The following is an 11474-nucleotide window of genomic DNA, read 5'->3' on the forward strand; positions in this document are numbered from 1 at the left end:
GCCTCGGCCGCCGCCGCGATTCGCTCGGGGTCGTCGAGGCCGTAGCTGTCGCCGGCATGCAGCAGCACCCCGCGCAGCTCGGCGCCGCCGTCGACGAGGATGCGGCCGATGGCGACGAGCGTGCCGGCGTCGTCCGGGGCGACGCCGGAGCGGTGCCCGTCGGCGTCGACCTCGATGAGGCAGGGCAGGGAGGTGCAGGAGGGGGCGCAGGAGGGATCGCGGTTGGCCGCCACCCAGGCCGCGACGGCCTCGGCCTGCGCGACGCTGTCGAGGATGATCGCGAGGTCGGCCCCGAATTGCCGGCGGATGCCGCCGACCCGGTCGAGCTTCTGCGGCGCGATGCCGACGCCGTAGGTCAGGTCGGTGACGCCGCCCTCGGCGAAGTAGGCGGCCTCGCGGAGCGTCGAGACCATGGCCGGACCGTGCGGGCCGGTCATCGCGCGCCGCGCGACGGCGAGCGACTTCGCGGTCTTGAGGTGAGGCCGGAATGCGACGCCGAGGCCGGAAAGCCGCTCGCGCATCCGCGCGACGTTGGCGGTCAGGCGCGCCTCGTCGAGGAGCAGGCAGGGGGTGTCGAGGGCGGCGAGCGAATCCGCGGCGACGTCGGCGACGGCCATCGCACTCTCCCTTTCCGGTTGCATCGAGCGCCTTCTAGGCAGAGGCCGGGCGCGGGGCTAGGTCTACGCCAAGACGGCGCCCATGAACGCGGCCGAAGTTCGGAGAAACGCCATGACCGACGCGAACGCCGTCATCCTCCGCGACTTCGGCGGCCCCGAGGCGATGCGGCTCGAGCCGGTCCAGGTGCCGCCGCCGGGGCCGGGCAGCGTGCTGCTGCGCCAGACCGCGATCGGCTTCAACTTCATCGACGTCTACCAGCGCAAGGGCGCCTACCCGCTGCCGCTGCCGACCGGGCTCGGCCACGAGGCCGCCGGGCGGATCGAGGCGCTGGGCGAGGGCGTCGCGGGCTTCCGGGTCGGCGACCGGGTCGCGACCATGAACGCCGGCCTCGGCGCCTACGCCGACCGGCGGATCGTGCCGGCCGACAAGCTGGTGGCCATCCCCGACGCCGTCTCGGACGAGGACGCCGCCGCCCTGCTGTTCAAGGGGATGACCGCGCAGTACCTGCTCCGGCGCACCCACGCGGTGCAGCCGGGCGAGATGGTGCTGGTCCACGCAGCCGCCGGCGGCGTCGGGCAGATCCTGTGCCGCTGGGCGAAGGCGCTCGGCGCCGTCGTCGTCGGCACCGCCGGCTCGGCGGAGAAGTGCGCGGTGGCGCGCGAGGCCGGCTGCGACGTGGCGATCGACTATTCGCAAGGGGGCTGGCCCGAGGCTTTGCTCGCCGCCACCGGCGGGCGCAAGGCGCGGGTCGTCTACGATTCGGTCGGCCGCGACACCTTCCTGCACTCCCTCGACCTCGCCGCGCCCTTCGGCCTCGTGGTGCTCTACGGCGCCGCCTCCGGCCCGGCGCCGGCGATCGAGCCGGAGCTCCTGAACAAGAAGGGCTGCCTGTTCCTCACCCGCCCCTCGGTCTTCCCGCACAACGCCGACGCCACGACCCTGCGGGCCAACGCCGCCGAAGTTTTTGCCGCCATCGCCTCCGGGGCGATCGTCTCGCGCATCGGGGCGCGGTTCCCCTTGGCGGACGTCGCCGAGGCGCATCGCGCGGCGGAGGCGCGGGCGACGACGGGGGCGATCCTGCTGGCCCCGTGAGACGCTTCAGGTCGCCCGCACCACGACCTCGACGAGGTTCGGCCCGCCCGAGGCGATCCCGGCCTCGATCGCCGCCGCGATGTCGCCCGCCCGGGTCACGCGCCGCGCCGGCACCCCCATCGAGGCGGCGAGCGCCGGGAAGTCGATCCGCGGGTCGGTGAGGTCCATGGCGATGAAGCGGTTGGCGCGTGCCGAGGCGTAGTGCGTCTGCGACTTCATGTAGTTCTTCAGGATGTTGTACTCGGCGTTGTTGATGACGACGAACGTCACCGGCAAATTCTCGTGCGCGGCGGTCCACAGGGCCTGGGGCGAGTACATCGCCGCCCCGTCGCCGACGACGCAGACCACCGGCGCGCGGTCGAGGCCGAGCGAGGTGCCGACCGAGGCCGGCATGCCCCAGCCGAGCACGCCGCCGCGCATCGAGGCGTATTGGTGCGTCCGCTCGCTGTGCAGGAAGGTGCGCAGGTGCGCCATCGTCGCCGGCGCCTCATCGACGATGGCGGTGTCGGCCCCCACCGCGCGGGCGATCTCGCGGGCCGCCACCAGCGGCGCGATCACCGGGTCGGCGAAGGCGGCGTCGGCCGCTTCCATCAGTCTTTCGCGTCGGACGGCGTAGTTCCGGGCGGCCGCGACCCGCAGGGCGGCGTAGGCGTCGGCGCGGCCAGCGAGGCGCGGCTTCAGAAGCGGCAGCAGCGCGTCGAGGGAGGCGCGGACGTCGCCGACCATCGACAGCGTGGTCTCGTAGGTGCGCCCGAGGTCGCGCACGTCCGCCGAGAGCTGGAACACCTGCGTGCCGGCCGGCACCGCCGAGCCCTCGGTGTAGAGCACGGTGATCAGCGACTTGCCGCCGAGGGCGAACACAGCGTCGTAGGCGCCGAGGATCTTCGCGATCTCGGTCGCCTTGGTCGGCAGGCTCCCGGCCCAGAGCGGGTGGGCGGTGGGGAAGGGGATGTGGGCCGGCCAGGACGAGCCGTAGACCGGCGCGCCGAGGAGGTCGGCGAGCGCCACGGCCTGGCTGGACGCGTCGCTGGCGTCGATCTCGTCCCCGGCGATGAGGGCGAGGCGCCCCGGCGCCACCGCGGCGAGATGGTCGGCCAGCCGGTCCAGCGAGCCCGCCACGGCGCAGCGGTCGATGGTCGAGACGCCGCCGGCGGGCGCCTGGGTCATCGCCTCCATCACGTCCATCGGCAGCGACAGGAAAACCGGGCCGGAGGGGGCGGCCGAGCAATCGTGGAAGGCGCGCCGCAGCAGGGTCGGCAGCTGGTCGGCGTTCGTCACCTCGCGCGCCCACTTCACGGCGGGGGTGGCGAGGCTGACGAGGTCGCCGAACAGCAGCGGGTCGGTGATCGCGTGCCGCGAATCCTGCTGGCCGGCCGTCACCACCAGCGGCGTGCCGGAGACGTGGGCGTTGATCAGGTTGCCGAAGCCGTGGCCGAGGCCGCCGGCGGTGTGGAGGTTGAGGAAGGCGGGCCGGCGCGCGGCGTGCGCGTAGCCGTCGGCCATCGCCACCGCGCTCGCCTCCTGCAACGCCAGCACGTAGGCGATGTCGGGGGTGTCGGTGAGCGCATCGATCAGCGGCAGCTCGGTGGTGCCGGGATTGCCGAAGATGTAGCGCACGCCCTCGGAGCGCAGCACCTCGAGCAGCACCATCGCCCCGCGGCGGCTGCCCAGAGACTCCACATTGGTGATCGCCATCGCCGTCCCCTCCGTCGCGCCACCGAGGCTACGCCAACGGTGGGACGGGGCAACCGCGCGGCGCGCGTCGGACGGCCGAGTCCGCGTTATACCAGACCTCGATGAGCCCGACTCATCGAGGTCTGGCCCCCGCGACTGCGGGGCGGCGGCAATCCGCCGGACGTCATGGGTCCTGACCCATGAGACTTAGTATTACACGGCCGAGTTCGCGTCACACGGCCAAGCCCGCTTCACACCGCCAAGTGGGCCACGACCACCGAGGCTGCGCGCATCGCCCCGCGCGAGGCGTCGGTCGCGTAGCGGATCGCGTGGCGCGCGACGCGGTTGCGCACCCGGCGGGCCGCCCAGGGCAGGGTCGTCTCGGTGGCCAGCGCGCGGGCGTAGAGGCTGGATTCCAGGCTCGCGGCGTCGCAGGCGACCTTGACCGGGTCGGCATAGAACGCGGCGACCTTGTCGGCGCCCATCCCCGGCGTCGCGAGCCAGCCCGGCAGGTGCGCCTCGGCGAGCTGGCGCACGTCGGTCAGCACCTTGCCGATCCCGGTGCCGGGAATCGGGCAGGCGGTCTGGAACGCGTCGCCGACGAGGACGAGCCCGTCGCGCACGTGGCCTTCGGCCCGCATCAGGTCGATCGGGCGAACCTCGACCGCGCCCGCGATCGCGAGGTCCGGGCAATGGGCGGCGAGCCCCGGCATCAGCGTGCGCAGGGCGCCCTCCGGGTCGGCGCGGAGCGCCTTCGTCCAGGGGTCGTTCGGCTGGTGGTAGCAGAACAGGTTCGCCCGCATGGTCTCGCCGAGGGGGAACAGCGTGAGGTAGGCGTCGCCGCCGCCGAAGCGCTCGGAGAAGTAGGTCATCGCCGGGAACGGGAAGGCGGAACGCGGCGCGGCCATGTCGAAGCCCGCGGCCAGGGAGTGTCGCTCGCCGATCACGCGCCGTGAGATCCCGGCCTTGCGGCGCAGCACGTCGCCGAGGCCGGTGGCCAGCACGACGAGCCGGCCTTCGAACCGGCGCCCGTCGGCGAGCGTGACAACCTGCCGGTCCGGGCCGAGGTCGAGGTCGGCGACCCGGCCGACGGTGAGCAGCCCGGCGGGCAGGGCGGCGCGCAGGGCGTTGATCAGGTCGGGATAGGCGGCGCCGTATTCGGTGGTCCGCTCCCAGTGGGCGAGGCGGCCGAAGCGGACGACCCGGACGGAATCGGTCCGGGTCGTGCAGCCGCGGGTGGCGTCGCCGAAGCCGAGCGCCTCGAACAGCGTCATCTGCGCCGAGCCGTACTTCTCCGCACGGAAATCGTGCGGGTGGACGGCGTGGGCGTCGATCAGCGCCACGCTGCGGCCCTGGCTGGCGAGGCGGCCGGCGAGGCAGGTTCCGGCCAGGCCGGCGCCGATCACCACGACGTCGAAGCAGTCTGTTTGAGCAGGCATCATCGAAGACATCCGTCCGGCAGCCAGCGTCTTCGCGACGCCCGCACGGTAGAGATGGCAGACTCCATCCCGAAAAAAGGTCTTTGCGTAGTCCTCCGCGATCAACGAAACGTGCACGGTTTGAAAAATTCGGAAACATTCTACCCTAGGTAGAATGTATTCATTATCTCGAACAATGAGAGCTTGTGACCTACGCTCGGTTCTCACCACCATCGCGCAAGTGCCTGACGAAGTCCTGCGCGAAGGCCGGAAGTCCCTCGAAGCTGCGGAGGCACAGGGTCAAGGCGCGGGTCGCCCAGGGCTCGACCAGCGGCACGACGGCGATGTCGAGGCCGCGCGCCACCCGCCGGGCCATGCTCTCGGGCACGATGCCGACCCCGACGCGGGCTTCGACGAGGCGGCAGACGGCGTCGAAGCCCCGCAGCTGCACCCGCAGGCGCATCGGGCGCCCGACGCGGGCCGCCTTGTCGGCGAGGAAGCGCGTGAGCGCGCTCGCCCGGTCGAGGCCGACGAGGTCGTGCGCCAGGACCTCGCCGAAGGAGACGGTCTCGCGCTCGGCCAGGGCGTGGCCGCGGGCCGCCACGAGCACGAACCGGTCCTTCCGGAACGGAAACGTCTGCAGGGTGCCGGTGTCGACCGTGCCCGACAGGATGCCGAGGTCGGCCTGCCCGTCGGCGACGAGGCCGACGATCTCGTCCGAGGTGTGCTCGTCGATCTCGACGCTGACGCCGGGGTTCCTTGTCAGGTAGGCGGCGAGCGCATCGGGCAGGAATTCGGTGAGCGCGTTGGTGTTGGCCAGGACCCGGATCTGCCCGACGGTGCCGCCGGAATAGGCCGAGAGCTCGCCCTGCATCCGCTCGATGCCGGCGATCAGCCCGCGGGCATGGGCCAGCAGCGTCCGCCCGGCCGGGGTCGGGACCACGCCGAGGCGGCTGCGGGTGAGGAGGGCTGCGCCGAGCGAGGTCTCCATCGCCCGGATGCGCGTCGAGGCGGCGGCGAGCGCGAGGTTCGCCCGCGCAGCCCCGTGGGTGATCGAGCCGGCCTCGACCACGTGACGGAAGAGGGTGAGGTCGGGCAGGTCGAAGCGCATCATCGCAGGACGCCTCCTTGTTCGCCGGGCGCGAAGCCGCCCTGTGCGAATCCCTGGGCCGAGCCTGCGCGACGGGCGACCGCGGTCCACATCCTTCGCCGTTCGCGAAGGCACCGTCAAAGGATGCCGTATTGCGAACCGTTCCAATCCGGCCCCTAAACGAGCCTGGAACCGAACGCGGCGGAGCAAAGCAACATGGGAGGCGAGACGACGATCCTGGCGACCGCCGGCCTGCTCGTGCTCTGCATGGGGCTGTGGGCGACGGCGCTGCTGCCCGAGATCGTCACCGCGCTCCTGTTCTTCGCGCTCGCGATGCTGCTCAAGCTCGGCGCGGCGGCGACGGTGTTCTCGGGCTTCGCGTCGTCGGCCTTCTGGCTGGTGATGTCGGGGATGGTGGTCGGCCTCGCGATGACCCGGACCGGCCTCGGCGCGCGCCTGGCGCAGGGCCTGAGCGGCCGGCTCTCGGGCTCCTATGCGCGCTTCATCGCCGGGCTCGTGGGGTTCAGCTTCCTTCTCGCCTTCGTGATGCCGTCGAACCTCGGGCGCATCGCCCTGATGATCCCGGTGACGCTGTCGCTCTGCGACGCGTTCGGGCTGGCGCCCGGTCGCAAGGGCCGGGTCGGCGCGGTGATGGCGATCGGGCTCGCGACCCCGATCCTGTCGGCGGCGATCCTGCCGGCCAACGTCCCGAACCTCGTGATGGCCGGCGCCGCCGAGCGGCTCCAGGGGCTGCACCTCACCTACCTGCCCTATCTCTGGCTGCACGCGCCGGTGCTCGCGCTGGTCAAGGGCGCGCTCCTCGTCCTGCTGCTCGTAAAACTGTTCCCCGACCGGCTCGAGGCCGAGGCCGCGGCCCTGCCGGCGTTGCCGCCGGCCTCGCCCGCCGAGCGCCGCCTCGCGGCGATCCTCGTCGGCACCCTGGTCCTGTGGACCACCGACGGGCTGCACGGGATCGCCCCGGCCTGGGTCGGGCTCTCGGCCGCGGTGATCTGCCTGATGCCGCGGGTCGGCGTGCTGCCGGCGGAGGCGTTCACGCAAGTCTCCCTGCGCACCTGCTTCTACATCGCCGCCCTCCTCGGCCTCGTCGCGCTGGTCAACGAGACCGGCCTGGGCGAGCGCCTCGGCCACGCCTTGCTGGCGGTCGCGCCCCTCAGCCCCGGCGCCCCGGTCCAGAATTTCGCCGTGCTCGTCGGCATCGCGACGGCGCTCGCCCTGGTCGTCACCGCCAACGGCGCGCCCGCGCTCTACACGGCGCTGGCCGGCGAGATGGCGAAGGCCAGCGGTTGGCCGTTGCTCGACGTGGTGATGGTGCAGGTGGTCGGCTACGCGACCCTGTTCTTCCCCTACCAGGCGCCGCCCATCGTGTTCGCGCGCGAGCTGGGCGGGGTGTCCCTCGCGGACGCGACGCGGGCGACCTTCGCCTACGGCATCGCCGGGCTGCTGGTCGCCGCACCCCTCGACTACCTGTGGTGGCGACTGATCGGACGGCTGCCATGACAAGGCAGCCTATCGCGAAAGCAGAGCCCCCGGGACAGCAATGGGAAGGCGATATCCCGGCGGAATCGTCAACACCGCCCCGCCATGCCGCATTGCGGCGAAACGCCTGGACCTCTAGCGCTACAGATTAGAGACGGTCCAATTCGAAGCCCATTCCGAGAACGACACGAGGCCCCCCGCACGATGGCACCCACCGCACGCCCCACCGTGGCCCAGCCGCTCTCGCCGCACCTCCAGATCTACCGCTGGACCTGGACGATGGCGATGTCGGTGTTCCACCGCGTCACCGGCACCGCCCTCTACGGCGGCACCGCGCTCGTCGCGATCTGGCTCGTGGCGCTCGCCTCCGGCCCGGCGGCCTACGCCTGGGTGGCGTGGTTCTTCGGGTCCTGGATCGGGCGGATCGTGCTGTTCGCCTACACCTGGATCCTGCTGCACCACATGCTGGGCGGTCTGCGCCACTTCGTGTGGGACGCCGGCTACGGCTTCGACCGCGACAAGCGCATGGCGCTGGCCCGCGCCACCCTGATCGGTTCGACGACGCTGACGGTCGTCGTCTGGGCCGTCGCCCTTCTGGCGCGCTGAGGAGTTGCCGCCATGGCCAAGGCCAAGATCCTTCAGAACCCGCAGGTCTCGATCCGCACCCCCCGCGCCCGCGTCCGCGGCCTCGGCGTCGCCCACCACGGCGTCGGGCATTGGTGGATGCAGCGCCTGACCGCCGCCGCCAACGCGCCGCTGATGCTCGCCTTCGTGGTGATCATCGCCCTGATGGCCGGCCGACCGTATCCGGAGGCGGTGGCCCTGGTGTCGCACCCCTTCGTCGCGATCGTCCTGATCCTGGCCGTGACCTCGGTCGCGATCCACATGCGTCTGGGGATGCAGGTGATCATCGAGGATTACATCCACAGCCCGGGGCTGAAGATCGCCGCGGTGTTCGCCAACAACTTCTACGCGGTCGTCGTGGCCGTGGCTTGCCTCTACGCCATCCTGCGCGTGGGGCTCGGCCGCCTCGTCTGACCTGCTTCCCGCGAGCTTGAAGGAGCCTTCCATGGCCGCCAACGGACAGAACGGGCAGGGACCCGCCTATTCCATCACCGACCACACCTTCGACGTCGTCGTCGTCGGCGCGGGCGGCGCAGGGCTTCGCGCCACCGTCGGCTGCTCGCAGGCCGGCCTGCGCACCGCCTGCATCACCAAGGTGTTCCCGACCCGCTCGCACACCGTGGCGGCGCAGGGCGGCATCTCGGCCTCGCTCGGCAACATGGGGCCGGACGACTGGCGCTGGCACATGTACGACACCGTGAAGGGCTCGGACTGGCTCGGCGACCAGGACGCGATCGAGTACCTGGTGCGCAACGCCCCGGCGGCCGTGTACGAGCTCGAGCACTGGGGCGTGCCGTTCTCCCGCACGGAGGAGGGCAAGATCTACCAGCGGCCGTTCGGCGGCATGACCACCGACTACGGCAAGGGCACCGCCCAGCGCACCTGCGCGGCCGCCGACCGAACCGGGCACGCGATGCTCCATACCCTCTACGGGCAGGCGGTGAAGAACCAGACCAACTTCTTCATCGAGTACTTTGCCCTCGACCTGATCATGGACGACGAGGGCCGCTGCCGCGGCGTCGTCGCCATGGACCAGGCCACCGGCGAGATCCACCGCTTCCGCGCGCAGATGGTGATCCTGGCCACCGGCGGGTACGGCCGCTCGTACTTCTCGGCGACGTCCGCCCACACCTGCACCGGCGACGGCAACGCCATGGTGCTGCGCGCCGGCCTGCCGCTGCAGGACATGGAGTTCGTGCAGTTCCACCCCACCGGCATCTACGGCGCCGGCTGCCTGATCACGGAGGGCGCCCGCGGCGAGGGCGGCTACCTCACCAACTCCGAGGGCGAGCGCTTCATGGAGCGCTACGCGCCGTCGGCGAAGGACCTCGCCTCGCGCGACGTGGTCTCGCGCTCGATGACCATGGAGATCCGGGCCGGCCGCGGCGTCGGCAAGGGCGGCGACCACATCTTCCTGCACCTCGACCACCTCGACCCGGCGATCCTGCACCAGCGCCTGCCGGGCATCTCGGAATCGGCCAAGATCTTCGCCGGCGTCGACGTCACCAAGGAGCCGATCCCGGTGCTGCCGACGGTGCACTACAACATGGGCGGCATCCCGACGAACTATCACGGCGAGGTGCTGACGCTGCGCGACGGCAACCCCGACACCGTGGTGCCCGGCCTGATGGCGATCGGCGAGGCGGCCTGCGTCTCGGTGCACGGCGCCAACCGCCTCGGCTCGAACTCGCTGATCGACCTCGTGGTGTTCGGCCGCGCGGCGGGCCAGCGCTGCGCCGAGATCGTCGAGCCGAACGGCCGGCCGATGGACCTCGCCAAGGACTCGGCCGACAAGGCGCTCACCCGCCTCGACCGCTTCCGCTACGCCGACGGCGGCACGCCGACCGCGGACCTGCGCCTCGAGATGCAGAAGACGATGCAGAACAACTGCGCCGTGTTCCGCACCGGCGAGGTGCTGGAGGAGGGCAAGGGCCTGATCCACAAGGTCTGGAGCGCGTCGGCCGACATCCGCATCACCGACCGGTCGCTCGTCTGGAACACCGACCTCCTGGAGACCCTGGAGTTCGACAACCTGATCGGCCAGGCGGTCGTCACGATGGAATCGGCCGCCAACCGCGAGGAATCGCGCGGCGCGCATGCCCGCGAGGACTTCCCCGACCGCAACGACAAGGAGTGGATGAAGCACACCCTGTCGTGGCTGGACGAGAGCGCCCACCGGGTGAACATCGACTACCGCCCGGTCCACACCTACACGATGTCGAACGAGATCCAGTACATCGAGCCGAAGGCGCGCGTTTACTAAGCTGCGCTTCGGAAAGCCGATCGGCGAGGCCGCGTCCTCGATGCGTCTTGCCGATCGTTGCTTCGATCGACTCTAGCGGAAGCCAACGACAGCCATGGCCGAATTCTCCCTCCCCAAGAACTCCCAGATCACCGAGGGCAAGTCCTGGCCCGCGACGACGGGGGCCAAGAACCTGAAGGAGTTCCGCGTCTACCGCTGGAACCCGGACGACGGGAAGAACCCGCGGATCGACACCTACCAGGTCGACCGCGACGATTGCGGGCCGATGGTCCTCGACGCGCTGCTGTGGATCAAGAACAAGGTCGATTCGACGCTGGTGTTCCGCCGCTCCTGCCGCGAGGGCATCTGCGGCTCCTGCGCCATGAACATCGAAGGCCAGAACGCGCTCGCCTGCACCATGGGCATCGACGAGTGCCAGGAGCATGCGAAGGGCCGGAAGACCGCGGCGGTGAAGATCTATCCGCTGCCGCACATGCCGGTGCTGAAGGACCTCGTTCCCGACCTGACGAACTTCTACGCCCAGCACGCCTCGGTCGAGCCCTGGCTCAAGACCGACACCCTGGCGCCCGAGAAGGAATGGCCGCAGACCCCGGAGGACCGGGCCAAGCTCGACGGGCTGTACGAGTGCATCCTGTGCGCCTGCTGCACCACCTCGTGCCCGAGCTACTGGTGGAACGGCGAGAAGTTCTTGGGGCCGGCCGCCCTGCTGCAGGCCTACCGCTGGCTGATCGACAGCCGCGACGAGAACACCGGCGACCGCCTCGACGCGCTGCACGACCCGTTCAAGCTCTATCGCTGCCACACGATCATGAACTGCGCCAACACCTGCCCGAAGAGCCTGAACCCGGCCAAGGCCATCGCCGAGATCAAGAAGATGATGGTCGAGCGCACGGTCTGATCCGGCGGGGCGCGGCACTGAGGCCGCCCCGCCACACTCGCCGCGAAAAGCCCCGCTCCCTGGCACTCCGGTGGGTGTTCCCCGATCCCCCGCCTTGCGGCCATCGCATTTGCCCCCGACGCAAGGGCCCGCAAGGGGCGCCGCACGCGCGCCGGGGAAGCCCCGACCGCCGCCCCCCCCCCTCGCGCTGGCCGCGGGTCTCGGCGCCTGCTCGTCGCAGCGCTTCGACGGACCTCGCGTCCGCGCGCCGGCACAGCAGGCCGCCATCGACAACATCGCGCCGGCGATGCCCTCGGGCGC

General features: G+C 71.3%; 10 protein-coding genes. 6 read left to right on the top strand and 4 right to left on the bottom strand.

The window, feature by feature from the left end:
- The coding region (locus tag FV222_RS08120; RefSeq protein WP_187277262.1) for an alanine racemase at window positions 1–617 on the bottom strand (617 nt) is incomplete at its 3' end.
- 112 nt (window positions 618–729) lie between these two features.
- Here FV222_RS08120 and FV222_RS08125 point away from each other — a divergent pair.
- Complete coding sequence (locus tag FV222_RS08125; protein WP_147813774.1) at window positions 730–1710, top strand: quinone oxidoreductase; 981 nt, start codon at window positions 730–732, stop codon at window positions 1708–1710.
- A gap of 6 nt (window positions 1711–1716) precedes the next feature.
- Here FV222_RS08125 and FV222_RS08130 read toward each other — a convergent pair whose 3' ends face one another.
- The 3 genes from FV222_RS08130 to FV222_RS08140 form a co-directional block, all read right to left on the bottom strand.
- Window positions 1717–3405 (bottom strand): thiamine pyrophosphate-binding protein, encoded by a 1689-nt coding sequence (locus tag FV222_RS08130; protein WP_147762882.1) that lies wholly within the window; start codon window positions 3403–3405, stop codon window positions 1717–1719.
- Window positions 3406–3635: 230 nt separating this feature from the next.
- Window positions 3636–4823, bottom strand: a complete 1188-nt coding sequence (locus FV222_RS08135) for an NAD(P)/FAD-dependent oxidoreductase (protein WP_246685376.1) — start codon at window positions 4821–4823, stop codon at window positions 3636–3638.
- 190 nt (window positions 4824–5013) lie between these two features.
- A complete protein-coding gene (locus FV222_RS08140) occupies window positions 5014–5916 on the bottom strand; it encodes a LysR substrate-binding domain-containing protein (protein WP_187275236.1) in 903 nt (300 codons plus the stop codon).
- A 192-nt stretch (window positions 5917–6108) separates the two neighbouring features.
- On the opposite strand from FV222_RS08140, the gene FV222_RS08145 reads away from it, so the two are divergent.
- The 5 genes from FV222_RS08145 to FV222_RS08165 all read left to right on the top strand — a co-directional run bounded on the left by FV222_RS08145 (window position 6109) and on the right by FV222_RS08165 (window position 11174).
- The gene (locus FV222_RS08145) at window positions 6109–7410 is read left to right on the top strand and encodes an SLC13 family permease (RefSeq protein WP_238272505.1); all 1302 of its coding nucleotides are present in this window, start codon (window positions 6109–6111) and stop codon (window positions 7408–7410) included.
- Between the two features lie 183 nt (window positions 7411–7593).
- Window positions 7594–7995, top strand: coding sequence for a succinate dehydrogenase, cytochrome b556 subunit (gene sdhC / locus FV222_RS08150; protein ID WP_147762884.1), 402 nt, complete (start codon window positions 7594–7596; stop codon window positions 7993–7995).
- A gap of 12 nt (window positions 7996–8007) precedes the next feature.
- On the top strand, window positions 8008–8427 hold the full coding sequence (sdhD, locus tag FV222_RS08155) for a succinate dehydrogenase, hydrophobic membrane anchor protein (RefSeq protein ID WP_147753924.1): 420 nt from the start codon (window positions 8008–8010) through the stop codon (window positions 8425–8427).
- A gap of 31 nt (window positions 8428–8458) precedes the next feature.
- Window positions 8459–10276, top strand: a complete 1818-nt coding sequence (sdhA, locus tag FV222_RS08160) for a succinate dehydrogenase flavoprotein subunit (RefSeq protein WP_147753923.1) — start codon at window positions 8459–8461, stop codon at window positions 10274–10276.
- A 94-nt stretch (window positions 10277–10370) separates the two neighbouring features.
- Window positions 10371–11174 (top strand): succinate dehydrogenase iron-sulfur subunit, encoded by an 804-nt coding sequence (locus tag FV222_RS08165; RefSeq protein ID WP_147727562.1) that lies wholly within the window; start codon window positions 10371–10373, stop codon window positions 11172–11174.
- Window positions 11175–11474 lie beyond the last annotated feature (300 nt).

Origin of the sequence: Methylobacterium sp. WL103, assembly GCF_008039885.1 — a bacterium.
Taxonomy (GTDB): Bacteria; Pseudomonadota; Alphaproteobacteria; order Rhizobiales; family Beijerinckiaceae; genus Methylobacterium; species Methylobacterium cerastii.

Bases quoted from the DNA above. Each gene is read 5' to 3' on its own strand.
- FV222_RS08125 (WP_147813774.1), top strand. From the start codon at position 730: ATGACCGACGCGAACGCCGTCATCCTCCGCGACTTCGGCGGCCCCGAG.
- FV222_RS08130 (WP_147762882.1), bottom strand. From the start codon at position 3,405: ATGGCGATCACCAATGTGGAGTCTCTGGGCAGCCGCCGCGGGGCGATG.
- FV222_RS08135 (WP_246685376.1), bottom strand. From the start codon at position 4,823: ATGCCTGCTCAAACAGACTGCTTCGACGTCGTGGTGATCGGCGCCGGC.
- FV222_RS08140 (WP_187275236.1), bottom strand. From the start codon at position 5,916: ATGATGCGCTTCGACCTGCCCGACCTCACCCTCTTCCGTCACGTGGTC.
- FV222_RS08145 (WP_238272505.1), top strand. From the start codon at position 6,109: ATGGGAGGCGAGACGACGATCCTGGCGACCGCCGGCCTGCTCGTGCTC.
- sdhC (WP_147762884.1), top strand. From the start codon at position 7,594: ATGGCACCCACCGCACGCCCCACCGTGGCCCAGCCGCTCTCGCCGCAC.
- sdhD (WP_147753924.1), top strand. From the start codon at position 8,008: ATGGCCAAGGCCAAGATCCTTCAGAACCCGCAGGTCTCGATCCGCACC.
- sdhA (WP_147753923.1), top strand. From the start codon at position 8,459: ATGGCCGCCAACGGACAGAACGGGCAGGGACCCGCCTATTCCATCACC.
- FV222_RS08165 (WP_147727562.1), top strand. From the start codon at position 10,371: ATGGCCGAATTCTCCCTCCCCAAGAACTCCCAGATCACCGAGGGCAAG.